The sequence below is a fragment of the Chryseobacterium joostei genome, assembly GCF_003815775.1.
GTDB classification, from domain to species: Bacteria; Bacteroidota; Bacteroidia; order Flavobacteriales; family Weeksellaceae; genus Chryseobacterium; species Chryseobacterium joostei.
The window spans coordinates 3441109-3467280 of sequence record NZ_CP033926.1 but is presented as its reverse complement, the minus strand read 5'-3'; the positions used below and the strand labels follow the sequence as shown (position 1 = coordinate 3467280).

At 35.8% G+C, this 26172-nt stretch carries 26 protein-coding genes; 15 read left to right on the top strand and 11 right to left on the bottom strand.

What is annotated here, in order from left to right:
• Positions 1-6 precede the first annotated feature (6 nt).
• Positions 7-1821 (bottom strand): transcription termination factor Rho, encoded by a 1815-nt coding sequence (rho, locus tag EG359_RS15805; protein WP_076353106.1) that lies wholly within the window; start codon positions 1819-1821, stop codon positions 7-9.
• Between the two features lie 144 nt (positions 1822-1965).
• Here rho and EG359_RS15800 point away from each other — a divergent pair, with 144 nt between their 5' ends.
• The 4 genes from EG359_RS15800 to EG359_RS15785 all read left to right on the top strand — a co-directional run bounded on the left by EG359_RS15800 (position 1966) and on the right by EG359_RS15785 (position 5878).
• Entirely contained in the window at positions 1966-2355 is a 390-nt protein-coding gene (locus tag EG359_RS15800) for a DUF4293 family protein (RefSeq protein ID WP_076353105.1), read from the top strand.
• Between the two features lie 166 nt (positions 2356-2521).
• Positions 2522-3442, top strand: a complete 921-nt coding sequence (locus EG359_RS15795; protein ID WP_076353104.1) for a M28 family peptidase — start codon at positions 2522-2524, stop codon at positions 3440-3442.
• A 225-nt stretch (positions 3443-3667) separates the two neighbouring features.
• On the top strand, positions 3668-5506 hold the full coding sequence (locus tag EG359_RS15790) for an ABC transporter ATP-binding protein (RefSeq protein ID WP_076353103.1): 1839 nt from the start codon (positions 3668-3670) through the stop codon (positions 5504-5506).
• A 24-nt stretch (positions 5507-5530) separates the two neighbouring features.
• Entirely contained in the window at positions 5531-5878 is a 348-nt protein-coding gene (locus EG359_RS15785) for a hypothetical protein (protein WP_076353102.1), read from the top strand.
• 124 nt (positions 5879-6002) lie between these two features.
• Here EG359_RS15785 and EG359_RS15780 read toward each other — a convergent pair whose 3' ends face one another.
• The 5 genes from EG359_RS15780 to rsfS form a co-directional block, all read right to left on the bottom strand.
• Positions 6003-6656 carry a phosphatidylserine decarboxylase family protein gene (locus EG359_RS15780; protein WP_076353101.1) on the bottom strand — a complete coding sequence of 218 codons (654 nt, stop codon included), beginning with the start codon at positions 6654-6656 and terminating at the stop codon, positions 6003-6005.
• Between the two features lie 4 nt (positions 6657-6660).
• Positions 6661-7533: a phosphatidate cytidylyltransferase gene (locus EG359_RS15775; protein ID WP_076353100.1), complete on the bottom strand. Its 873-nt coding sequence runs from the start codon at positions 7531-7533 to the stop codon at positions 6661-6663.
• A gap of 24 nt (positions 7534-7557) precedes the next feature.
• The gene (locus EG359_RS15770) at positions 7558-8139 is read right to left on the bottom strand and encodes an LUD domain-containing protein (protein WP_076353099.1); all 582 of its coding nucleotides are present in this window, start codon (positions 8137-8139) and stop codon (positions 7558-7560) included.
• A 134-nt stretch (positions 8140-8273) separates the two neighbouring features.
• Positions 8274-10286, bottom strand: a complete 2013-nt coding sequence (gene ftsH, locus EG359_RS15765; RefSeq protein ID WP_076353098.1) for an ATP-dependent zinc metalloprotease FtsH — start codon at positions 10284-10286, stop codon at positions 8274-8276.
• Between the two features lie 17 nt (positions 10287-10303).
• Positions 10304-10672 carry a ribosome silencing factor gene (gene rsfS / locus EG359_RS15760; protein ID WP_076353097.1) on the bottom strand — a complete coding sequence of 123 codons (369 nt, stop codon included), beginning with the start codon at positions 10670-10672 and terminating at the stop codon, positions 10304-10306.
• Positions 10673-10759: 87 nt separating this feature from the next.
• Between rsfS and EG359_RS15755 the strand changes: the two genes are divergently transcribed.
• The gene (locus tag EG359_RS15755) at positions 10760-11473 is read left to right on the top strand and encodes a biotin--[acetyl-CoA-carboxylase] ligase (RefSeq protein WP_076353096.1); all 714 of its coding nucleotides are present in this window, start codon (positions 10760-10762) and stop codon (positions 11471-11473) included.
• On the opposite strand, the gene EG359_RS15750 is transcribed toward EG359_RS15755, so the two are convergent.
• The 4 genes from EG359_RS15750 to EG359_RS15735 form a co-directional block, all read right to left on the bottom strand.
• Entirely contained in the window at positions 11467-12579 is a 1113-nt protein-coding gene (locus tag EG359_RS15750) for an LptF/LptG family permease (protein WP_076353095.1), read from the bottom strand. The two genes, EG359_RS15755 and EG359_RS15750, sit on opposite strands and share 7 nt — an antisense overlap.
• Before the next feature lie 7 nt (positions 12580-12586).
• Positions 12587-13717, bottom strand: coding sequence for a tRNA guanosine(34) transglycosylase Tgt (gene tgt, locus EG359_RS15745; protein WP_076353094.1), 1131 nt, complete (start codon positions 13715-13717; stop codon positions 12587-12589).
• 70 nt (positions 13718-13787) lie between these two features.
• Entirely contained in the window at positions 13788-14159 is a 372-nt protein-coding gene (locus tag EG359_RS15740; protein ID WP_228434989.1) for a DUF4296 domain-containing protein, read from the bottom strand.
• Positions 14160-14173: 14 nt separating this feature from the next.
• The gene (locus EG359_RS15735; protein ID WP_076353093.1) at positions 14174-14890 is read right to left on the bottom strand and encodes a polyprenol monophosphomannose synthase; all 717 of its coding nucleotides are present in this window, start codon (positions 14888-14890) and stop codon (positions 14174-14176) included.
• A 340-nt stretch (positions 14891-15230) separates the two neighbouring features.
• On the opposite strand from EG359_RS15735, the gene EG359_RS15730 reads away from it, so the two are divergent.
• From EG359_RS15730 to EG359_RS15700, 7 genes are all read left to right on the top strand, one after another.
• Complete coding sequence (locus EG359_RS15730) at positions 15231-15800, top strand: DUF4271 domain-containing protein (RefSeq protein ID WP_262706999.1); 570 nt, start codon at positions 15231-15233, stop codon at positions 15798-15800.
• Positions 15801-15812: 12 nt separating this feature from the next.
• The gene (locus EG359_RS15725; RefSeq protein WP_076353426.1) at positions 15813-16553 is read left to right on the top strand and encodes a uroporphyrinogen-III synthase; all 741 of its coding nucleotides are present in this window, start codon (positions 15813-15815) and stop codon (positions 16551-16553) included.
• Between the two features lie 159 nt (positions 16554-16712).
• On the top strand, positions 16713-18755 hold the full coding sequence (locus tag EG359_RS15720) for a S9 family peptidase (protein WP_076353092.1): 2043 nt from the start codon (positions 16713-16715) through the stop codon (positions 18753-18755).
• A gap of 50 nt (positions 18756-18805) precedes the next feature.
• Positions 18806-19144 carry a hypothetical protein gene (locus tag EG359_RS15715; protein WP_076353091.1) on the top strand — a complete coding sequence of 113 codons (339 nt, stop codon included), beginning with the start codon at positions 18806-18808 and terminating at the stop codon, positions 19142-19144.
• Positions 19145-19690: 546 nt separating this feature from the next.
• Positions 19691-20578, top strand: coding sequence for a hypothetical protein (locus EG359_RS15710; protein ID WP_076353090.1), 888 nt, complete (start codon positions 19691-19693; stop codon positions 20576-20578).
• 1 nt (position 20579) lies between these two features.
• Complete coding sequence (locus tag EG359_RS15705; RefSeq protein ID WP_123867416.1) at positions 20580-21419, top strand: hypothetical protein; 840 nt, start codon at positions 20580-20582, stop codon at positions 21417-21419.
• 1 nt (position 21420) lies between these two features.
• Positions 21421-22248 carry a hypothetical protein gene (locus EG359_RS15700; protein WP_076353088.1) on the top strand — a complete coding sequence of 276 codons (828 nt, stop codon included), beginning with the start codon at positions 21421-21423 and terminating at the stop codon, positions 22246-22248.
• Between the two features lie 111 nt (positions 22249-22359).
• Here the strand turns inward: EG359_RS15700 and EG359_RS15695 are convergent, their stop codons facing one another.
• Complete coding sequence (locus EG359_RS15695) at positions 22360-22851, bottom strand: SRPBCC family protein (RefSeq protein WP_076353087.1); 492 nt, start codon at positions 22849-22851, stop codon at positions 22360-22362.
• A gap of 200 nt (positions 22852-23051) precedes the next feature.
• Here EG359_RS15695 and EG359_RS15690 point away from each other — a divergent pair, with 200 nt between their 5' ends.
• The 3 genes from EG359_RS15690 (at position 23052) to EG359_RS15680 (ending at position 26135) form a co-directional block, all read left to right on the top strand.
• Positions 23052-24596 carry a sensor histidine kinase gene (locus EG359_RS15690; RefSeq protein WP_076353086.1) on the top strand — a complete coding sequence of 515 codons (1545 nt, stop codon included), beginning with the start codon at positions 23052-23054 and terminating at the stop codon, positions 24594-24596.
• A 131-nt stretch (positions 24597-24727) separates the two neighbouring features.
• On the top strand, positions 24728-25414 hold the full coding sequence (locus EG359_RS15685; protein ID WP_002982671.1) for a response regulator transcription factor: 687 nt from the start codon (positions 24728-24730) through the stop codon (positions 25412-25414).
• Positions 25415-25496: 82 nt separating this feature from the next.
• On the top strand, positions 25497-26135 hold the full coding sequence (locus EG359_RS15680) for a hypothetical protein (RefSeq protein ID WP_076353085.1): 639 nt from the start codon (positions 25497-25499) through the stop codon (positions 26133-26135).
• Positions 26136-26172 lie beyond the last annotated feature (37 nt).

The window sequence follows — 26172 nt, the reverse complement described above, 5'->3', positions numbered from 1 at the left end:
TTAAATTTATTTATTCATAGACATCAGGAATTCCTCATTATTAAGAGTTCCTCTGATGTTCTTATCTACAAATTCCATTGCTTCTACAGGATTCATTTCAGAAAGATATTTTCTCAGAATCCACATTCTCTTAGAAGTCAACTCATCAAGAAGAAGATCATCTCTACGCGTACTGGATGTAACCAGATCAATAGCAGGATAAATTCTTCTGTTAGCAATTTTTCTGTCTAATTGAAGTTCCATGTTACCCGTACCCTTGAATTCTTCAAAGATTACTTCGTCCATTTTAGAACCTGTATCAATAAGAGCTGTTGCTATAATGGTAAGGGAACCTCCCCCCTCAATTTTTCTTGCTGCTCCAAAGAATCTCTTTGGTTTGTGAAGTGCGTTTGCATCTACCCCACCAGAAAGAACCTTACCAGATGCAGGTGTTACTGTATTGTAAGCTCTTGCTAATCTCGTGATAGAGTCTAATAGAATAACAACATCGTGTCCGCATTCAACCATTCTCTGTGCTTTTGCAAGAACAAGGTTCGCTACTTTCACGTGTTTTTCAGCTGCTTCGTCAAATGTAGAGGCAATAACTTCTGCATTTACACTTCTTTCCATATCAGTAACCTCTTCCGGACGTTCATCGATCAAAAGAACCATCATGTATACTTCCGGGTGGTTGGCTGCAATAGAATTAGCAATATCTTTAAGCAACATTGTTTTACCTGTTTTAGGCTGTGCAACAATCATTGCTCTTTGTCCCTTACCAATTGGAGCAAATAAATCCACAATTCTTGTAGAAACCGTAGATTCGCTTCCTGCAAGGTTGAATTTTTCTTCCGGGAAAAGTGGCGTAAGATATTCAAATGCAACACGATCCTTAATAAACGCAAGATCACGTCCGTTAACTTCCGTAGGTTTTAATAATGAAAAATATTTTTCACCCTCTTTAGGCAATCTTACAATTCCTTTAACTGTATCTCCGGTTTTTAAACCAAAGTTTCTGATTTGTGCTGTAGAAACATACACATCATCTGGAGAGGAGATATAGCTAAAATCTGAAGAACGCAGGAATCCATAGTTATCAGGTAATATTTCAAGCACCCCTTCAATACTTACCATTCCATCGAAACTAAATTCTTTTTTATGGTCAGCATGCTCCTCTGTCTTTTCAGAATGTCTGTTCTGATTTTGATTAGGATTTTGGTGTTGATTTTGATTTTTATGTTGGTTTCCGCTGTTCTGCGGGTGATTGTGTCCTTTTTGAGACCTGTTAGCCTGTTGTTGTTGAGGATTGTTTGGCTTTTCTTCCGCCTGAGCAGGCTCTTGAGATTCTGTGTTTTTAGGAGCTTCTGGTTTCTCCTGAGAGATTTCGGTGTTACCTGTATTAGTAGGTGGAACTCTCTTTCTTTTCTTTTTAGCTGAATTGGTTGCGGAAGATACTTCTTCTGTTGCCAGAACTGTTTCCGCTTTAGGCTCTTCAGCTTTTATTTCTTCAGCAACCGGCGTTTTGTCCTCTACTTTTTCTTCTTCTATTGTTTCTGTCGGTGCTTTTGCAGTAACTCTCGGTTTTGCTGGAGCTTTTTTTGTGGCAGCTTTTTTTACCGGAGCCTTTGCAGTTTTTTCTGCAGTAGCTTCTTCAGTATTGGTGCTGGTTTCCGTGGCGTTGAAATAATCTTTTGACACTTTAGGGTTGGAAGCCTGAAAATCAAGAATTGCAAAGATTTTATCATTTTCGTTGCTGTTTCTTGCGACCTTAACGCCTAAATCCTTTAAGATTTTAGTCAGTTCCGTTACGGATTTTGACCTTAACGTTTCTATGTTAAACATATTTAATGTAAAAATGTAATTAATTGTGAGTAAGAAAAGTAAGTCCGGTGACTTTTGTTTTCAAGTACATTGTATAATGCAAATCTACACTTATTTTTGAATTGTGCAAAATTTATGTTATTTTTGCCAAGAATTTAATATTCAATGTTACAGAGAATACAAACCATATGGACTTTACTAGCAGTTTTATCTGCTGTTTTCCTTTTTATAACAGGACAGGATGCGGTCATTTCTGACAGTATTCCCGTATTAAATATAGGATGCATAGTCCTTGTAATTATTGGGGCATTAAGTATTTTTAGTTTCAAAAACCGAAAAAGACAAATTTTGCTGAATACCATCAGCATCATTATAAACGCTTTGTTGATTGGTGTATTGGCGTACTGGTTACTAAACTTATCCGGAGGAATTCAATTTCCTGAGAAGGGTATTGAGCCGATTTTCCCATTGATCGCGGTAATATGTCTGCTTATTGCAAACGTATATATCCGCAAAGATGAGAGGCTCGTAAAATCTGTAGACAGACTTCGATAGCCTTACAACGATTTTTTGAGTAAGAACAGTTCCTTTTTGGAGCTGTTTTTTTTTGCCTATTCATCAAGGTTAGAAAAAGCTTCAAAGAATTATTTAATTTATTTATATATATTCATGCAACTTTTTTATAAAGTACACGACAGATCATATAATTAACTGTAAAGCAATGAAAAAAATTACTTATCTCACTCTATCACTTTTCTCCATCTGTACTTTTGCACAGGAAGTATCACAAGAAAGGGTAAAAACCATAATTTCAACTCTGGCATCTGATGAAATGAAGGGCCGTGAAATCGGAACTCCTGAAAATGACAAGGCAGCCAATTATATAGCATCAATTTTCAAGGAAAATAATCTTGAGTATTGTACCGGAAATTCTTATTTGATTCCTTTTGACTATAAAGGAAAAACAGCCTACAATGTGTGTGGTATAAAAAAAGGCAAGTCAGAGAAAAACTTAGCTTTTTCAGGACATTTTGATCACATTGGAACCAGCAACAGCAGTGAAGATAATATTTATAATGGCGCTGATGATGACGCCAGCGGAATTACAGCTCTGACAGGCATTTCCGATTATTTTAAAAATAAAACACCTGAGTTTTCAATGGTTTTTATGGCCTTCAATGGTGAAGAGAAAGGAATGCTTGGATCAAGAGCTATTTCTAAAGACAAAAACCTTGATAAGATTTATAATAATATGACTGCCCTTTTCAATTTTGAAATGGTAGCTACAGAATCCCAATGGGGAAAAAATGCTTTATATATGACAGGAGACGGGTTTTCAGACCTTGATGAGCTGTTCAATAAAAATGCAGTGAACGGATTGAAGATTAATGCTGATCCTTATTCTGAACAACAATTATTTTATCGTTCAGATAATGTAAGTTTTGTAAAAAAGAAAATCATTGCCCATTCATTTTCAACGGTTGACATGTCTAAGGCAACTCATTATCATCAAGAAAAGGATGACATGAGCATTGTGGATATTGGTAACATGACTCAGATTATCAATAATTTTGGAAAAACACTGGATAAGTTAAGTCCTAAAAACTTTGCTCCAAAATATAATGATCAGGTGAAATTTTAATTCATATAAATTACCTCATAAAACCGCTATTGAAGCGGTTTTTATTTTTTACTGTCTCTTTCTGAGATCAGATCTATTCTAGTATTTAACATATAAAATTATATGTAATACATTTCAGTTGTAACAAAGTGGGTTTTTAAGGAACATATTAATTAAAGTAAAATAGGATTAAGAACGTCTTATCTTTTAATTTTACGTAATTTTGCTATCCAATTTTTTCATTGAATGAACGAGTATAAAAAAATTCTGAGGTTCGCGAGGCCCCATCAAAAATATATTTACGGAAGTTTATTTTTCAATATCCTGTACTCCGTATTTCAAATTGCTTCCCTGGGAACTATTTTACCGGTTTTAGGAATGCTTTTTGGCACTATTAAACCTGAGAAGTATGAAACAGCACCTGTATATTCCGGTGATATCACAGACTTCTTTACTTATATAAAAGAATACTCCAATTATTATGTACAGGCATTAGTAAAAGACCACGGTTCTCTTACCGTTCTTGCATGGCTGTGTATTATTACGGCTTTCATGTTCTTTTTAAGAAATGCTTTCAGATATTTTGGATCTTTGTTATTGATCAATTATCGTGTAGGAGTCACTAAGGATCTTCGTGGTGCAATGTATAGAAAAATACTATCCTTACCTGTTTCATTTTTTACGGAAAGCAGAAAAGGAGATATGATGTCTCGTATGTCTAATGATGTAGGTGAAGTGGAAGGAGGTATTCTGGGAAGTTTAATAGAATTGATTAACGCTCCTTTCATGTTAATCAGTACATTGGTTACTTTATTCTTTTTAAGTGCAGAAATGACACTTTTCTCCTTATTGGTTCTTCCGGTAATGGGAACAATGATTGCCTTGATCGGGAAAAGTCTTAAAAAAGACTCTCATGAAGCCCAGCACGAACTGGGAACTATATTTTCTATTGTAGATGAGACCTTAAAATCTTCTAAAGTCATTAAAATCTTTAATGCTGAAAAGATCATGGATAACCGCTTCATGCTATCCATGAACAAATGGATCTCAAGCTCAATTAATCTAGGTAAAAAGAAAGAACTGGCATCGCCAATGAGCGAATTTTTAGGGTCCATTACTTTCTTAATCATTGCTTGGTATGGAGGAAAACAAATTATTGTTGAACAAAGCATATCACCTGCTGACTTCCTTGTATTCCTTGGAATGTTCTTCCAGATTTTGCCGCCTGCAAAGAGTTTATCAACATCCATCTCCAATGTACAGAAAGGAGAAGCTTCTCTGAAAAGAGTACTGGACATTCTGGATGCTGATGTAAAAATAGATGAGATTGCAGAACCTGTTTCTATCTCAACTCTTCAGAATAATATTGAGTTCAAGAATATTGGATTCTATTACGATAAAGCCAATCTGATTCTTAAGAACTTTAACCTAACGATTCCAAAAGGTAAAACCGTGGCATTGGTAGGACAAAGTGGAAGTGGAAAAACAACTATTGCCAACCTTTTAGCAAGATTCTATGACGTTTCTGAGGGGGAAATCCTAATTGACGGAACAGATATCAAGCACTTAAAATTAAAAGAATACCGCCAACTTCTGGGAATGGTAACACAGGAATCTGTATTATTCAATGATTCTGTGTATAACAACATCCTGATGGGTAAACCTGATGCTACCAGGGAAGAAGTAATTGCTGCTGCTAAAATAGCCAATGCAGACGATTTCATTTCAGGTCTTTCTGAGGGGTATGACACCAATATCGGGGATGATGGAAATAAGCTTTCCGGAGGCCAGAAGCAAAGGGTTTCCATTGCAAGAGCCGTATTAAAGAATCCTCCAATTATGATTTTGGATGAAGCAACTTCAGCGTTGGACACAGAATCTGAAAGATTTGTACAGGACGCCCTGGAAAAAATGATGGAAAACAGAACTTCACTTGTTATTGCTCACCGACTTTCAACCATCCAAAAAGCAGACTGGATTGTAGTAATGGAAAAAGGAACCATTGTAGAACAAGGAACCCACCATGATCTTATTGCTAAAAAAGGCATGTATAACAAGCTTGTGGAGCTTCAGAACTTCGACTAAAACAATCTTCTAAATCATTTTAAAATGAACCCCATACAAGAGTATTTCTACAGAATTCAAGAACCTGAAAGAAGTACTCTTTTATTTTTGCGTGAAAAAATTCTGGCATCTGATACAGAACATATTACTGAAACCTTAAGCTTCGGACTTCCCTTTATAAAGTACAAAAAGAAAATGCTGTGTTATTTTTATTACAGCAAAAAATATAAAAAGCATTACATCAGTTTTTACCATGGTGATAAACTGGATTACCCTGAGCTGACCCAAGACGGAAGAAAAAAGTTTAAGATTCTATTAATTGATATTGAAGAGGATCTTCCCGTAGAATTTATATTGAGCCTGCTGGAGGAAATAAAGCAATATATTAAGTAATAGATAATGGCAAATAGCAGGAAGATTCTGTTCAATTTGAATCTAAATTGATAAAATAATTTATTATATAAAACAAAAAAGACTGCTCTTTTCAGAACAGTCTTTAGTATAATAATTATAAATCTTAATCTTTCAATTTAGCAATGACATCTAAACCTCCTTTAGTAATGTCTCCGATCTTACAAACGATTTCCGTATCCAAAGGCAGGAAAACGTCCATTCTTGAACCGAATTTAATAAATCCAAACTCATGTCCGGCTTTTGCCTGATCGCCCTCATTACAATAGAATACGATTCTTCTAGCCACATATCCTGCAATCTGTCTGAAAACAACTTTATGGTTGGTTAAAGTTTCAACAGCTACCGTAGTTCTTTCATTCTCTGTAGAAGACTTTTCATGCCATGCTACCAGATATTTCCCCGGATGGTATTTTTTGTAAACCACCTTTCCGGTAACCGGATATCTACAAATATGTACGTTCAGTGGAGACATGAAGATAGAAACCTGAATCGCTTTTCCTTTTACGAACTCATTTTCTTCCACTTCCTTAATCATTACCACTTTTCCGTCAACCGGAGCTATTACGTTTTCCTTGTGGTCAAGAATAGAACGATTTGGAACTCTGAAAAACCAGAATACCAGACAGTAAATAACCAACAAAGGCATGATGATCAACAAGGACCATATTTTAAGGAAGTAAATCGCTAAAGCTCCCAATACAATAAAAAGTATGGTTGCTACAGTAATGGTTCCTTTTGATTCTCTATGTAATTTCATGAGACTATATAAATTTTTCTAAAATAAAGTACAAATATACGACAGGAACACAGATTATGAAACTATCCAGCCTATCTAAAACTCCACCATGTCCCGGAATGATGTTTCCACTGTCTTTTACGCCAAAGGTTCTCTTCAGTTGGCTCTCTACTAAATCTCCTAACGGAGCAAAGGCAGCCACTAAAAATCCTACCACCATCCAGTTTCCACGAAGTTCCGGCTGATAATGCTCTATAAAGTATGATAAAACCAACGTTAACACCACACCGCCTATATATCCTTCCCAAGTTTTTTTAGGGGAAATTTTAGGAGCCATTTTATGTTTTCCAAAGAACTTTCCAACGAGATACGCAAAGGTATCACTACTCCAGATCAGCACAAATAGGAAAAGAACCTCCAAAGTGAAGGTATCATTATAGCTCGAGAACTTTGGTAACCCTAGTGCAAAACTGAACGGAAGAGCCACATAAATGACCGTAAAAATCAATTTTCCGCTGTCGTAGTATAATTCGTTAGGAAATTTAAATAAAGTAACTACAGCAATGGCAATGAGCGCAAGTGCCAGTATTTCACTTAATCTAAAATCAAAAAAGAAATCGTGATGGAAGTATCTTTTCGAAAAGACGTAGAAGATAAAAATAACCAATGGATACACTACCCATTTTTCATATCCTTTACCAAATTTCATAATTTTCACACACTCCCAGGTACCTACAATCAGTAAAAGGCTTATCAAGCCATAATAAAGATATTGTTGCTGAATAAGACCAGGAAAAATGTTATTGATGAGTTGTGCTCCTAACGGAGTCGAGCAAAGAATAATAACAGCTACATAAACGAGACCTGAAATGGTTCTTTGAATGAGATTTTTGTCCAAAATTTAAAATTTAGATGTGGGTGCTTAATCTTCAAGCAGCAGTAAAAACAATTTTGTATTGGAATTCGAAGAACTATCCATTTTCGACTGGCTGCCGCTTATGGAAGTAAGGTTCTTGATATTTCCGTTTCTTTTTATTTTCCCCATGGCATCATTCAGGTTGTTTACAATCTGTGAAACATTAGCTATGATGATAATCTTATCCGGTAGCCTTGAAGAATGATAATGAAGAATATTATTGTGGGAAAGCATAATTCTCCCATCATATGCAATCAGGTATTCACAAGTGATGAATGCTGCGTCATTGGATGTCTGCAATTCTGAAGTATAGGAAGACTTCACAACGTTCAAGAAGTTTTGAAGTTCCTTATCCCAACAGAAAAGGTTGCCAATACCTTCTATCTTGATAATTTGATTTAAAGTTTGTAGAGCCTCCGCTTCATCTGCACAATAATTAAAAAATCCCCCCGAATGCGTAAATAATTGCGCAAACTTATAGTCAAGATCCGCATTTTTCAGCGAATCTCCAAGCTTCTCCAGGCTCTGTTTGTCCTCTTCCTCAGGCTGGTTGGTAAGTTTGCTTACAATCCTCTTGAATAAATTCAACTTAATCTATTTTTAGTCAACTTTATACAAAAATAGAAAATAAATTACAATAGATTCCAAAATATCTCTTTAAATATGAAAAAACCTGACAATTTTGAGATTGTCAGGTTTTAAATTATTCTATTTTTAGAGTATTAAAGCTGTGTTGGGCTTTCTGGAGCCTGTATTTCACTTTCTTCCTCTTTTTCTTTTATCTGAGGAGTTTCCAATACCACTTTTTCAGGAATAGTATTAGTAACTGGTTTCTCTGTCAATTCAGGATCCCATGCTCTCTTTCCGAAAATTTCTTCTAAATCTTCACGGAAGATAACTTCTTTTTCTAAAAGCTTATTGGCTAAAGCATCAAGTTTATCCTTATTTTCTGTAAGAATTCTTACTGCTCTCTCATATTGATTTTCGATGATTGCTTTAATCTCTACATCAATTTTAGTAGCTGTTTCTTCAGAGTAAGGTTTCCCAAAATTATATTCAGACTGACCTGAGCTATCATAGTAAGAAATATTACCAATATTCGGGCTTAATCCATAGATGGTAACCATTGCCTGAGCTCTCTTCGTTACAGTTTCCAAATCAGAAAGTGCTCCTGTTGAAATATTGTTGAAGATCACTTGCTCTGCGGCTCTACCTCCTAAGGTTGCACACATTTCATCCAACATCTGCTCTGTAGTGGTAAGCTGTCTTTCTTCCGGAAGATACCATGCAGCACCCAGAGAACGTCCTCTTGGAACAATCGTTACTTTTAAAAGTGGAGATGCATGTTCTACCAACCAAGAAATTGTAGCATGACCAGCTTCATGATAAGCCACTCTTCTTTTCTCAGATGGCTTAATTGCCATATTTTTCTTTTCAAGACCTCCGATGATTCTGTCTACAGCATCTAGGAAATCCTGTTTTGTAACAGAAGTATGATTATATCTTGCTGCGATTAATGCTGCTTCATTACAAACGTTAGCAATATCTGCCCCACTGAATCCTGGAGTTTGTTTTGCCAAGAAGTCTCTGTCAACATTATCATCAAGCTTGATTTTCTTCAAATGAACATCAAAAATTTCTTTTCTTTCATGTAATTCCGGAAGATCCACATAAATGGAACGATCGAAACGTCCTGCTCTCATTAAAGCTTTATCAAGGATATCCGCTCTGTTGGTTGCAGCCATTACAATTACATTTACATCTGTTCCGAAGCCATCCATTTCAGTAAGAAGCTGGTTCAATGTATTTTCTCTTTCATCGTTTCCACCAGAGAAATTATTTTTCCCTCTTGCACGTCCAATAGCATCAATCTCATCGATAAAGATAATGGCCGGAGATTTTGCTTTTGCCTGAGCAAAAAGGTCTCTTACTCTTGAAGCACCTACTCCAACGAACATTTCCACAAAGTCAGATCCTGAAAGTGAAAAGAAAGGAACCTTAGCTTCACCTGCAACAGCTTTTGCCAATAAGGTTTTACCTGTTCCCGGAGGCCCTACCAAAAGTACACCTTTAGGGATTTTACCACCAAGCTTTGTGTATTTTTCAGAGTTCTTCAAGAAATCTACAACTTCCTGAACTTCTTCTTTAGCCCCTTCTAATCCTGCAACATCTTTAAATGTTACCTGAATTCTTTCTTTTTCGTCAAAAAGCTTAGCCTTTGATTTTCCGATTGAGAAGATTTGTCCACCAGGACCTCCACCACCTCCCATCTTTCTGAAAAGAAGGAAATAGAACAATCCTAAAATAGCAATCCAAATTAATGCAGACACAAGAATATCTGCGAACGGGCTTTTACCTGTTCCATAGTCCTTCGCTGTTTTAATAGCTGGATTAGTAGCTTTAACCTGCTCAAATTTTTGAAGGAAAAGCTGAAGATCTCCATATTTCACAGAGTAATCTGCTTTAGGAGCCATTTCAAATGCTGAAAGCGGGTTGTTTTCCTTAGCGGTTTTAGAGACCATAGCTGATTTTGCTTCTTTGGTAAGAAAAACATCAGCTTTTTCTATGTCTTTGTATATAATTATATTTTGGACTTTCCCCGCCTGCATTTCTCTAAAGAAACCATCTTCATCAATAGATTTTGCAGTATCTCCTCCTAGAAAATTGGAGCCAAAGAATAGCAAAAGAGCTATGATTGCAATAGGAAAGAACCAGTTGAATCCTTTATTATTCATTTATACTTTTTAAGATTTTAAAATTCATTTTCAATTTTGGTAATGACTGCGTCATTCCAAAGCTCTTCTATATCGTAGTACTCACGTACATCTTTTTGAAATATATGAACGACTACTGAAACATAATCCATTAGTACCCACATTGCATTTTCTGTTCCCTCTACATGCCAAGGTCTATCTTTCAAGTCGTTTCTTACTTTCTTCTCTACACCTCCTGCTAATGCTGCCACCTGTGTATTTGAGTTTCCGCTACATATTACGAACGTTTCCGCTACTGAGTTTTCAATTTTAGAAAGGTCGAAGATCATAATATCTTCTGCCTTTATATCTTGAAGAGCTTCAACGATTTTATCTATTAGTGCTTGTTTTTCTGCTGTTTTATTCATTAAAAATATACTATAATCTGCAAATTTATTGTTTTTTCTTTACTTTAACCTTACTTTTACCCCCTTAATGTCTTAAAGTTTTCTTAAATGAGTCAACTATTCTACCTAAAAGAATGTTCTTCTACTAATGACGAAATATCAAAGTTTTTACTTTATGAAAATTCAGATTTTATTGGACTTCATACTTTCAACCAAACAAAAGGCCGTGGACAGTATGGAAATGTATGGACTCAAACTGCCGGAAAAAACCTGGCGTATACGCTGGCAGTGAATACTCACAACATTCTGTGCTCCGACTTTATATTCAATTATTATACCGCAATTATTGTCAGGGATTACCTTGCCAATTTGGCTGATTATGACGTAAAGATCAAGTGGCCGAATGATATTATCCTTAAAGGTAAAAAAATCGTCGGGATTTTGATTGAAAAGAAAAAAATTAATCAAAATAATTATTTTATTATCGGAACGGGTATCAACGTTCTTCAGGATAAATTTGAAGCAATATCCAATGCAGGATCGCTTCTAACGCAGACAGGGCTGGAATTTGACCTTGAAGATCTTACATTGAATTTTCATGAATTCTTATGTGAAAAACTGAAAAACATTCCATCTGACCAGGAAATTTTAGAAAGCTTCAACAAGAACCTTTTCAGAAAAGACATGATATCAGTCTTTGAGATTGAAAAAGAACGCCAAAATGGCATCATCCGAAATGCAGATGACAAAGGTGAACTTTGGATAGAACTGGAGGACGGAATGCGCTCTTTCTACCATAAAGAAGTAAAACTTCTCTACTGATTCGCTCTTTTGATATAAAGATAAAGGGTAAGCGGAAGAAACACCAGATTCGGCAACCACATGGCCAAGGCCGGGGATAAACTTTTATTTTCTGACACTACCTTCAATGCTTCAAAGGAGAATACAAAGAGAAAGGCCAGTGAAATCCCTATCGCAAGGTTGATTCCCAGTCCTCCTCTTTTCTTTTGGGAAGAGAGTGATAGTGCTAAAAAGGTAAGAATAATGATGGAAACAGGCATTGAGGTTCTTTGGTGAAGCTCGTTCAGATAAGAATTCAGGTTACTGTTTCCTCTTGCTTTTTCTCTTTCAATAAATTTTAACAGCTCAGGGGTGGTTTTGTTTTGTCCTAAAAGCTCGTTGGGAAAAAGTTCTTCTGGTGAGTGTCCATAATTTTTCCTAAGCTCTATTCCACTACCTAACTTTTCGGTATTATCTTTATTGATAGTTTTTTCAAGATAGTTATTTAAAACAAACTGCTTTTTGGTATTATCCCAATATACATCACCAGCTTTCAGTTCGTACACCATTCTTCTGTCTTTATCAAACTTCTGATAAACAAAGCTGGATCCTCTTTTTTCTCTCTTATTCCAGGAGTCTACGAAAATATATTCCGTTTTACTAAGCTGTGAGGAAGCAGGGGCTGTCCCCAGAATTTTTTCTTTATTGGCCGCGTTATAGGTGTAAGCCTCTAATTCGTTTTTCTTGATATTAGCCCAAGGAAGAACCATATGATATACCAGCATTGCCACCAGTGCAATCAGGATTGAAGTATAAAGATAAGGCTTTGAAAACCTATGGAAACTGGCTCCACTACTAATAATGGCTACAATTTCCGTATTATTGGCCATTCTTGAGGTGAAGTAAATAACGGTAATAAACACCAGAATGGAAAGGAATGTCACCACAAGGTTAACGATCCAGAAAGGGTAAAAATGAATCAGGAAATACACCAGATCAAGCTTTGGATCAAGCGCCTTTGCATTTTCTATCCTTGGGATCTTTTGCTGTACATCTATGACAAGCACCACTATAGACAATAGCACTAGCATGAAACTGAAAGTTCCAAGGTATTTTTTAATGATATATCTGTCTACAATTTTAAGCATAATTCTTTTACAGTCTTTGTCTAAGAACCGGTACTACAGAGTTTTTCCATTCGTAGAAGTCTCCGGCTAGGATGTGCTCTCTTCCCACCTTAACCAAGTCAAGATAAAATGCAAGGTTATGAATTGAAGCAATCTGTTTTGCCAGATATTCTTTGGATACAAATAAGTGACGAAGATACGCTTTTGAATATTCTCGGTCTACAAAGCTGGTTCCAAATTCGTCAAGAGGCGAAAAATCGCGCTTCCATTTCTCATTTTTAAGGTTCATCACGCCCTGCCAAGTGAAAAGCATAGCATTTCTCGCGTTTCTTGTAGGCATTACGCAATCCATCATATCAATTCCTAATCCAATGGATTCCAAAATATTCCAAGGAGTTCCTACGCCCATCAGATATCTTGGCTTTTCTTTTGGAAGAATATCAGTTACTTCATCAGTAATTCTGTACATTTCTTCTTCCGGCTCACCTACGGAAAGACCACCTATGGCATTTCCTTCAGCTCCAGCCTCAGAAATCACCTCTGCAGATATTTTTCTTAGATCAGAATAGGTAGATCCCTGTACAATAGGGAAAAGTCGTTGTTTGTGACCATATAACTCGGGATTATCATTGGTCCAGTCGATGCATCTTTTCAACCAACGGTGTGTAAGTTCCATTGATGATTTAGCCTGATTATATTCACAAGGATAAGGTGTACATTCATCAAAAGCCATGAAGATGTCTGCTCCGATCTGTCTTTGAATTTCCATAGATCTTTCCGGAGAAAACATGTGGTAGCTTCCGTCAATATGAGACTTGAATCTAGCCCCTTCCTCTGTCATTTTTCTGTTGCTTGCCAATGAAAAAACCTGAAAACCTCCTGAGTCTGTAAGAATTGGAAGATCCCAATTCATAAACTTATGCAGACCTCCTGCATCCTGCATGGTTTCCATACCGGGACGAAGGTAAAGGTGATAGGTATTACCCAAAATAATTTGGGCCTTAATGTCTTCTTTTAATTCTCTCTGATGAACTGTTTTTACACTTGCAACAGTTCCCACTGGCATAAAAATAGGAGTTTGGATCTTTCCATGATCCGTAGTAATCTCCCCTGCCCTTGCTTTTCCTTCAGAGGTTTTTTCTATATTAAAAAATTTCATCCGTATATTTTTTAAATTCACCGCCAGCAGCGGTTAATCATTCTTCGGGAAGAACCCGCTTCATCATTATTTATTTTACAAAAGGCATCAGTCCTCCATTCTGCTTTTTCTTGTCCTCTATATATTTTTTTGCCTTAGGATCTTTTTTAAGCAAAATTTCCTGGGCATCATTCGCTATTCCCTCCATTTCTTCTTTAATAACGTAGTATTTAAAGCTTTCCGTGAAATCATCAGGTTTTACATTGTGCGCTTTCAAGACGAATCTTGTGCCTGCTTCCATGTTTTTATCCTGATACATAAATATTGCCTGATCATTGATGGTAAGATCAACGAGAATATCTGTCATCACATCTTTATCAATAAGATTTTTAGGCTTATCGATATAATCACTGCATGAGGACAGCCCCAGTAGAACAAAAATAAGGATCAGTTGTTTCATCATGGTCATGCTTTGTTTCATAATCTATTGATGATTGATTTCCATTTTAAGTTTAACACCCCAAAAACAGCTTCATGGATAATCCCGCCATTCATTTTGCTTTCTCCTAAAATTCGGTTAGTAAATATAATAGGAACTTCTACAATTTTGAAACTTTTTTTGTAGGCTCTGAACTTCATTTCTATCTGAAATCCATATCCTTTCAATCTTACATTGTCTAATCCGATATCTTCCAGTACTTTCCTTGAAAAGCACACAAAACCAGCTGTAGTATCATGAATAGGAAGTCCCAAAACAAATCTTACATATTTTGAAGCAAAATAGGAAAGCAATACTCTCCCCATTGGCCAGTTTACCACATTCACTCCTTTTGAATAACGGGAACCAATAGCCATATCTGCATTCTTGCAGGCTTCAAAAAGTTTTGGTAAGTCATTCGGATTGTGTGAAAAATCGGCATCCATTTCAAAAATGTAGTCATATTTGTTTTCTATGGCCCATTTAAACCCATGAATATATGCCTTTCCCAAACCATCTTTAATGTGCCTTATTGACAGATGAAGATAGTGTGGGTTTTTCTTCTGCAATTCCTTTACAACTTCCGCTGTTCCATCCGGAGAAGAATCATCCACTACTAAAATATGAAAGTCATCCTCCAATGCAAAAACCGCGGAAATAATATTTTCAATATTTTCCTTTTCGTTATACGTTGGGATAATGACGAGTTTTTTCATTTCAGTTTGCAAAGATAGTTTATTTAACCTTTTTATTTTATACAAAATAATCTATAATTTTGCAAAAATATTTCTCACAGATTATATGATGATATTAAGACTTTATGAAACAGTCCTGCATATCATCTACAATCGATAAGGAAGTATACTTTAGCATAAATACCACGGATGAAGCGATAAAGAAAATCCATGCCAAGTTGTGTTATTGATCATTAAATAAAAAATAAAAAAAACTTAAGATTTGCCATCATCACAAAACTTCATCAATCACGTAAGAATACCCGAGAATAATGACTGGGTGGTCTTTATATTAATAGGCTGTATATTTTTATATGTTTTTATGATGAACATTATAGAAAGAGATGCAAGCCTTAAGGATTTTTTGCTTCAAAAATATTTTGATGCCAGTAATAACCTGCCTAGCTGGATCATTACCTCGTGTGTGATTACCCTTACCCTGTCTGTGCTCATCTCACAATATATTCCTATAGTACCGAAATATATTGCCGACCTGCATCTTTTGGGGTATCAGCTTAATAAATTTGGATATACCTTATTGGTAGTGATCTTTTTTTATGTGCTGAGATCAGCATTAGGCTTTTTATTTTATCAAAGTATAGGGGATGGAAAAAAATGGACTGTTTTTTATTTTACCTCTACAAAATTTTATTTTATCCTGTCTTTTTTATTGATAATTCTGTGCATTACCCATTATTACTTCCCTATAGACAGAAATAAAATATTTTCTTACTATTTCTTCTTCTTTTCTTTTGTATTCATTTTCAAAGTTTTTTTCTATTTATTTCACAAGAACAAGATTCTTCCTGAGAAATGGTATTATAAATTTTTGTATATTTGCACGCTCCAAATCGCACCATTATTACTGCTTTGGAAGTTGTTATTTTTTTAATAAATGTCAATGATGAGAATAAAGTCTATATTGGTTTCTCAACCAGCGCCTAGTGAGTCTTCTCCATATTTGGATATAGCGAAGAAGGAAAAAATAAAGATTGATTTCCGTCCATTTATCCACGTCGAAGGGGTTGACAATAAAGAGCTCAGAACACAGAAAATAGATCTGACGCAATATACTGGAATCATTTTTACCAGTAAAAATGCGATTGACCATTACTTCAGACTAGCGGAAGAACTGCGTTTTGCAGTTCCGGATACAATGAGATATATCTGTCAGTCGGAAGCAATAGCCAACTACCTTCAAAAGCATATTGTGTACAGAAAAAGAAAAATCAGCTTTGGGGAGAAAAACTTCTCGGATCTACTTCCTCTTTTCAAAAAGTTTCCAACTGAAAAATATCTGTTGCCATCTTCAGATGTTTTAAGTCCGGATATTGTAAAAACTTTAGATTCTGCAAATATAGAATGGACAAGAGCAATCATGTACCGTACTGTATGCAGCGACCTGACAGACATTACCATTAAGGATTATGATATGTTAATTTTCTTTAGCCCGCAAGGAATTAAGTCTTTACAACAGAATTTCCCAGACTTTAAGCAGGATGAAACAAAGATCGGGGTTTTCGGAAACACTACTCTGGCCGCTGCTGAAGAAGCAGGATTAAAGGTAGATCTAATGGCTCCTACAAAGGAAACACCATCCATGACAATGGCACTGGAAAAGTATATTAAAGCGCTTCATAAGTAGTCTTTAATACAAAAAATAAACTCAACCATCTTTTCAATAAAGGAAAGATGGTTTTTTTTTACCTAAATTTGAACAAGAATTAACATTGAATGAAATGTCTATGCAAAAACATTAAAAAAAAAGAAAATTGCGTAGAACATTAAAAATTAAAATATCCGGATGAAAGCTCCACAGGCAAAAAAAATAGAAAAAATACTAGAAACTCACGGCGACAGAAGAATAGACAACTACTTCTGGCTTAATGAAAGAGAAAATCCCGAAGTCATCAAATATCTTGAAGAAGAAAACGCTTACGAAGAATTCATTATGAAAGATACGGAAGAACTTCAGGAGCAACTTTTTGAGGAAATGAAGGCACGTTATAAAAAAGATGACGAATCTCTTCCTTATATCTTTAATGAATACTGGTACATTGTACGCTACGAAGAAGGCAAAGAATATCCTATCTTCTGCAGAAAATACAAAAGCCTTGATAACCCGGAAGAAATTGTACTTGATGTAAATCTTTTAGCTGAGGGCGAGGAATTCTTTGAGGTTGGCAGTGTAGCAGTAAGCCCTAATAATGAATTAGCCTCTTTTTCTTCAGACAATGTAGGCAGAAGAATTTATACTTTAAATTTCAAGAATTTAAAAACCGGTGAAATTCTTCAGGATAAAATAGAGAATACAACAGGAAAAGCAGTTTGGGCTAATGATAACCAACATGTTTTTTATATCAGAAAGGACAAAAGCCTCCGTGCATTCCAGGTGTACAGACACCAACTGGGAACAGATTCGTCTGAGGATGTTCTGATCTTCCATGAGAAAGATGAAACATTTGATGTGAACGTCTTTAAGACAAAATCTTTACAATATATTTTCATCGCAAGTTCAAGCACCATTTCTGACGAGCATCACTTCATCCCTTCTGATAATGTATTTGCAGATTGGAAAGTGATTCAGCCAAGAATAGATGATCTTGAATATTCTGTGGAACATTATGAAGATGAATTCTATATCATTACCAATGCTGACGATGCTACGAATTTTAAAATCGTAAAAACAAAGATTGACAACTGTGGCATGGAAAACTGGGTGGATGTAATCCCTCACCGTGCAGAAGTTCTATTGGAAGGCTTTGAAATCTTTAGAGACTATTTAGTTCTTGAGGAAAGAGAGAAAGGACTACTACAAATCAAGATAATTGATGAAAAAACGCAGGAGTCTCACTATTTACCATTCTCTGATCCTACCTACACTACTTATATAGGAATCAACCTGGAGTTTGATACAGAGGTTTTACGTTATGGCTACACCTCATTAACACAGCCAAGTTCCACTTATGAGTACAACATGAGGGACAATACCACAGAACTTCTTAAACAACAGGAAGTTTTAGGCGGAAACTTCATTCCTGAAAACTATATCTCAGAAAGAATATGGGCAGATTCCAGAGACGGAAAAACAAAGGTCTCCATTTCTCTTGTTTATCATAAGGACACAAAGAAATCTGCCGACACACCACTTCTTTTATACGGATATGGAAGTTACGGACATACTGTAGACGCAAGTTTCTCTAATGTAAGATTATCAATTCTGGATCGTGGATTCATCTATGCCATAGCTCACATCCGAGGAGGAGAATATCTGGGTAGAGAATGGTATGAGGATGGAAAAATGCTGTCTAAGAAAAATACATTCTTCGACTTTATCGATGCAGGAAAACACTTAATAAAAGAAAACTACACTTCTTCTAAACATTTATATGCAATGGGTGGAAGTGCAGGAGGCCTGTTGGTAGGAGCTGTTGTGAATTACGAGCCACAATTATTCAACGGAATTGTAGCACAGGTTCCTTTTGTGGACGTTGTTACCACTATGCTGGATGACACGATCCCTTTAACAACCGGAGAGTATGATGAATGGGGAAACCCAAATGACAAGGAGTATTATCATTATATGAAAGAATATTCACCTTATGACAATGTAGAGGCCAAAGATTATCCGCACATGCTAATCACTACAGGATTCCACGATTCCCAGGTACAATATTGGGAGCCGGCAAAATGGACAGCCAAATTGAGAGAGGTAAAAACAGATCATAATATTTTAGTCTTTAAAACAGACATGAGCTCAGGGCACGGAGGTGCAAGCGGAAGGTTTGAATCATTGAAAGAAGATGCATTAGAATATGCTTTCCTGTTGAAGATTGATAAGAAATAAAATAATAATTAAAAAATATATTGTCATTAGAAAATGGCAGATATCATCATATGAACGAATCTGAATATTGGAAAAAAATAGAACAGTTCTTCGAAGACAACTTTCAGACAGAGAAGAACCCTCCCATTGAAACTCTTTTGTTTCTAATAGGATTACAGGAACTGGGAAGCGGGCAACAAAAGTACACAAAGGAAGACAAGGTAAACCTGATTCACATTGCGGTATGCAGGCTACTTGAACCTTTCGGGTATTATAAATTCACCCACTATGAAGATGGGTGGCCACAATTCGAAAAAATGGAAGAACTTCCTGAACTAAGGCCTAATGAGCAGAGCTTGCTTATGAAAAAGGCGATTATTCAATATTTTCAGGAGGAAGAACTAATTTAACCTGAAAATGCAATAATTTAAATATTTGATAATAAAATACTGTAATAATTATCAAAATCAACCTAAATAATAAATTTTATTGACACAATAGAGATGAGCCAAAACTTATCTCTATTTTTTTTAAACAAAATTAAACTGTTAATTAAAAATATTATTTAAAAAATAAATTATAATTAAAAATTTAAATCAATTCATTACCAAAACATTGCCATTTTATTCCCTAAAGATTAAATGTCTCACCTACAATATTTCATAATTTGATTGGCTGATATTACATTAGATTTGTACTTTAGACAGGTCCATACCACGTTCTTTTGATCAAGTACTATGATCAATTTCCCTCAGAATATTATGGTCAATTTTTCCATGCTTTTTTAATGATAGGCTTGAAAAAAAAGACAACAAATGATAAATCCAGTTCAGACCCGAACCTGGAGAGATAAAATTTTGAATAAAAACCACAAAAACTAAAACTGAAAAAACTATGTATTTCGATAAAAATTATTCTGGATAAAACAGATTAAAATTTAAATAGAAATCAAAACCATGAAAAAAATCAGCACTTCTTTGATGTTGCTCCTCGTTAACTTAAGTTTTTCACAAGTAGGTATTTCAAAAAATCCGACTGTCGAAATTCACAATAAGGCTATTTTACAGGTAGACGGAAAACATGAAAGGAAAAACCTAGGCATGATGCTTCCTGAAGTCTCTGCACCGGAAAATCTTCCGTTGTATACTCCCTCCACTTCTGATCCTGAAATGACAGGAATGATGATGTTCGAAAAAACACATTCCACATTTTACTCTTATGACGGAGCCAAATGGAGCAATGAACCTACAGCTTCAGACTTCAAAATGAAACAATCCAGATTTTTATCTACAGCTGATGAAGAAACCAGCGTGGTATGTGTTCTTCTTGGATGTGGCAGGCATGTAGGCATTGGATTCAGCGCTCCGGTAGATGGGCAACAATCTTACAATAACCTCAATATCACAAGGGAAGCTGCAGTGGTACCAGGAGGAGGAATTTATGGCAACAAAAGCTTCGATAATGCTAAGTTTGTCGTAAATGAAGCAGGTGTTTATGACATTTATTTAAATATACCCTCCAAAACAGGAGGAGCCGTCTCATTAACAAGCGGACCACAATACCAGCTAAGAGCATATCTGAAACAAACCGACGGAAGCCACAATGAAGTTAAATTAACTACTTTCTTTCCAGATTATTATGGTATTCTTGGAATAGGTGGCGATACGAATACAGCGGCATTCACCACAACCAGAATTCGTCTAAATCCGGGAGATTACATTGTTTCCAGAATACATTCTCCTTTGGCAACAGTATCTGTAGTGGTTACGCTGACTGCAGCTGCCAATACAAACATTGCCCAATATTATCCAAGAGAAATAATGTTTACCAAAGTAAGTGATTAAAATGATTAAAAAAGTTATTACACTCAACGTTTTTATATTAACAACTATGGGATATCCTGGATATGCCCAGGTAAAAATAGGTAACAGACCTGAAGCTGTTCATCCAAGAGCAGCTTTACAGATAGAGCACAATACCAAGGGAATAATGCTGCCGGTTGTTGAAAACCACACCGAACTACCCAATTATAATGCTGCTCATCCAGATTTATACGAGAATAATCCTACAGATAATGGATTGATATTTTATAGCAAGGAAATAAAGGATGTCGTAAAGTACGATGGCTACAGATGGATTGCAGCCACAGAAAGAAGTATTAAAAATTATAAGAACCTGAGCATTCTAGGATCAAACTCAACCGATCAGACTGTTGCCAATGTACTGGGGATTACGGGACGACCTACCTTACAGTTTAATATTTTAAATGATTTTGACCGAAATAATATAAATAATTTAGGATTAACCGTCAATGCCAATGGAGAAATCACCATTCCCGCAAGTGGATTCTACAGGATTAACCCTTCCGTTAAAACGAGCAGCGCCGGCGGACTTTCTGTAGGAAATGCAGCCACTATTGTATCCCTTCAGGCTCTTTATGTAAATGCCGTAGGAGAAGGATGGCAAAAAATTCATGAAAACAGCTTTTTATTGTATGGGCTGCTGGTAACCGGGGGAAGCTCAAATTCAATAAACAGCTTTTCTACTACCAAATATCTGCATGCAGGAGATCAAATTCGTTTGAGAGCCGGTATTCAGGCAGACACCGGACTAAACGTAGGAACCGGTGTAACGTTTAAAATGAGTGATAAGGATACCTATTTATATATAGAAAAACTGAACTAAAATGATGAAAAAAATATACATCTCAGTACTTATGGCTTTGGCCGGTACAGCTTTCTCACAAGTCACTCTTGGCAGCGCTGCCAACCCAAGCGCAAACTCCATGTTTAGTGTTGTAAATAATGAAGACAATGCTGCAAAATCCAAGGGAATGATGATCCCAACAGTAAATAATGAAACAGAATTACCTTTATATAATGCCAGTGATCCGGATCGCTTTAGCAATGACCCTACGATGCAGGGAATGATCATGTATAGAAAAGACATACAAAGAGTGGTTGTTTATGATGGTGAAAAATGGAAACCTACTTTTTATGAAAACGGCGGAAGAACAACCCGCGCCAGCATGAACCCTGCCACACCGGAAAATAATTTCCCCTCTGTAGCCTGTATACTTATTGGTTGTGGAGAAAAAGACGTCCCTTTCGGATTTTACAACAATACTTTGGATGGAGATAAATTAGGCATTATTGATCCACAGGGAACGGTAAATAGCAACTTCAATAATTTCACATTCAAAGAATCAGGATTTTACAGGGTATTGATCAGTTTAAAGGTAAAAACTTCAGGAATCCACGTAAGTCCGCCTGTTATTTCATTCAGGGCTTTAAAAAATGGCAGTGTGCTTGCCCGAAATGATGTATCCTTAAATGAAGCCATTTTAATTACTGCCGGAGCCAACCGAGTAGGAACTATGGAGTTTTTGGCAATGTTTGACAAAGGAGATCAGCTTAAGGTTCAGGTCTCAGGAGGTATTTCAATACTTACCGTTGCTGACGTCTATAAAATAGTTCCCACAGACGGAACTTTCATTAGCATAGAAAAATTATAAATTAATGTTAAAATAAGAAATAGCAAAACATTTTTATTCCATATTTTAATAAATAGAGTGTTCCAATTGGAGCACTCTATTTTATTAGTACAAAATTAACCTACTATTTTTCTAATGATGATCTAAAATTCCCTCCAGCTGATTCAGTCCCATTTTAAGTCCTTCTTCAAACCCCATTTCCAAGATTTTTTTCATTATTTCCTGAGATTGATAATGAATGTTAATCGTTATTTTTACCCCCTCTTCTACTCCCGTAAAGCCTACCAGCCATTTTGATCCTGAGAAATCTTCATTTATATTTCCCTTTTCATCGCAAAAGGCACTTGTCCAATCCACGCTTCTATGCTCCATGATCTCACCATATTTGAATTGGGCATAAGCTTTTTCTCCGTTCGGTCCTACCATTGAATAGAGCCAGATGCCACCTTCTTTAAAATCCTGATCTAAAGTTTCACATCTCCATGGCTTGGGTCCCCACCATTGATCCAATAATTCGGATTGGGTAAAATAGTTCCATACCGTTGAAACATCAGCGTTGTAAACTTTCATTACATAAACGCTATTCGAGTCAAAATCTTTGTTGAAAATGATACTAGATTCCATAATTAATTATTTTTAATAAAGTTAAGTCTTTATTTATAGAAAGGACTTTTCATATGACAAGTAAACAATAATTCATAAATAATTGTTAAAAAACACTCTTTTAAGAAAAAAAACATAATTTTTTGGCTCGTTTTTTGTTTACGTAGTCTTAAAACAATTAATTTTAACATTCATTTTTCCAAAACATATATAATTAAATAATGAATAACAAATTCATCCCAATAATTTCGGTGTTTATGACAATTTCACTGATTGTCTTTGTGACGCTCCAATTTTATTGGCTGAAAGGCTATTACGGTGTACTGGAACAGGATTTTTCAAATAAAGTGTATGCTGTTTTGGAAAGTACTTCAAAAAGTATTGAAGAAATTGAAGCTGAAAAATATTTAAATCAGGATTATAAAAATTTCAGAAATAATATTCTTGCTAACAGTAAACAGCCTTCTTTAACCACCATTCAACAGGTTGAAGACTCCGGAACCCAAAGACAGATTATTTACTCCAAGAACATTATTGAAAAAACACAGCTTCCTATCTCTAAGAAAGGAGACTCTATAAAACTGACTACTTTATATACGGACGAAGCTGCCTATAAAATAAAGAGAGATACCACAAACCGTGAACTTCTTACTACAGATATTAACCAGGATATAGAAACGGGTGACTATTCCATGAAAGAATTTGTAAAGGTTTACGGAAACAATCTTCCCATCACCAAAAGAGTTGACGCTACCGTTCTTGATTCTGTCATCACCAAGGAACTGAGAATAAGAGGGATTACCGCAAAATTCGGATACGGAGTCCTTGATAGAAATAGCAAATTAACAAGCATTGTTAATAAAGCCTATAAAGAGAAAAAAGATAGTAATACGTATAGCTTTCCTCTTTTTACAGACAAAAAAAACACATTATACAGTCTTGCATTGGTATTCCCTAAAAAGGAATATTCTTTGGCTATGAACAACTGGCCCATGTTATTGGGGACCTTCCTTTCCTTACTTACCATTCTTGGAATTTATATCATCTCCATCAATTATATGATGAGACAGAAAAAGCTTGCAGAAGTGAAGACGGATTTCATCAATAATATGTCTCATGAATTCAAGACGCCATTGGCAACTATTTCTGTAGCAACGGATTCTCTGGCTAATGATAAGATTGCAACCAATCCGGATAAAGTAAAATATTATTCCGAATTGATCAAGCAGGAAAACTTAAGAATGAAAAAGCAGGTGGAAAATGTTCTGAACATGTCCAAGCTTGAAAGAAATGAGGTAGAATTATTCCTAAGAGAAACCAACGTAAGGGAATTGATTAAGAGAACAACGGAATCTTTTAACCTTATTGTACAGCAGAGAAATGGTTCTTTAACCCAAGAATTTAATGCGACTCATTATAATTTTAAGATTGATGAATTCCACATCTCAAATATGCTAGTGAACCTATTAGATAATGCCAACAAGTATTCTCCTGAGGCTCCTGAAATTCATGTAGAAACAAGAAACGAAGGACATTGGTATATCATCGAGATCTCGGACAAGGGAATGGGAATGGATACCCAGAATAAGACAAAAATATTTGAGAAATTCTTCAGGGAAGAAACAGGAAACATTCATAATGTAAAAGGACAGGGCTTAGGTCTTTCCTACGTTAAAAAGATTGTGGAACTCCATAAGGGGCAGATTCTAGTAGAATCTAATAAAGGACAAGGAAGCACATTTACGATAAAGCTTCCAATGAGCTAAAAATGAAAGAATCAATGGTAATAAACACTTTACCTCATTGATTAATTATAAAATAAAAACCAAAAAACAAAATATAGGAAGAGAGAGTGAGAAAGTTCATTCTTAATTGTTAATTATTAATTATTAAAATTATGAGCAACAGAATATTATTAGTAGAGGACGATCAGAGTTTTGGAGCGGTGCTTAAAGATTATTTAACAATCAATAATTTTGAAGTTACCCTGGCAACAGATGGAGAGCAAGGACTTAAGGAATTTACGGAAAACGAATTCGATATCTGCATATTTGACGTGATGATGCCTAAGAAAGACGGATTTTCATTGGCGGAAGATGTAAAAAAGATTGATAAAAATACCCCTATTATATTCCTTACGGCAAGAAATATGAGAGAGGATATTCTGAAAGGATATCAGCTGGGAGCTGATGATTACATCACAAAACCTTTTGATACTGAACTTCTTTTATACAAAATCAAGGCTATTCTTCAAAGAAGCTCTACATTGGAAAATGAAGAACAGGAGCAATTTAAGATTAGTAATATCTTCTTCGACTCTATGTTGAGACAACTGAAAGTAGGTGATAAAGAATACAAACTTTCTCCAAAAGAAAACGAATTATTAAAACTTCTTTGCATTCATAGAAACGACTTCATGCCTAGAGATCTTGCTCTAAGAAAGATCTGGAAAAAGGAAAATTACTTTACGGCAAGAAGTATGGACGTTTATATTGCTAAGCTTCGTAAGTTATTAAAAGACGATGAAGGATTGGAAATTATCAACGTTCACGGTGAAGGATTTAGACTTCTTGTGAAAAATTAATCTAAAAATCGGATTATAAATATAAAATTAGCAAAACAATTGAAAATGTTTTGCTAATTTTGTTTCATACCCAATCTAGGATATGAAGAATACGTTTTTAGGTTTGATCTCTGTATCAATATTAGCTGTCTCTTGTAAAAAGGATGAGAAAGCAACTTATTTAAAAGAAGAAGCGGGCTCGCAGCCATCGTCTGTAGCAATCAATAACACGCCCAAGGCTTCACTGATGGATCAGGCTGGAATTCAATCCGTCTCTAACCCAGCTCCCATAGCAACTGCTGCAGGAATGAATCCTGCTCACGGACAACCGGGACACCGTTGCGATATCCCTGTAGGACAACCTTTGAGTGGACAGCCAGCGGCTACTCCTGTTGCACAAACTGTGAATACTGGAAATAGTAATACCATTCAGATTGATCCAAATTCAATGTCTCCGGGAAAAGTAACAATTGATAATAATAGCGGAAAACAGATTAAAACCGCACCCGGAATGAATCCTCCACACGGACAACCGGGACACCGATGTGACATTCCTGTAGGACAACCCTTGAACAGTAAGGCTGCTCCGGCTCCACAACCTGTTCAAAATGTAGTACAAACCTCTCCTGCCCCAGCTCCGGCGGCACAAAATATTGCCATGGGAGAAAAACCAAAGCTAAACCCTGCTCACGGCGAACCTTGGCACAGTTGTTCTCTAAAAGTTGGTGATCCATTACCATAAATTTTGTATTTTTGCAGACATGAAGCTGTTTCATCTA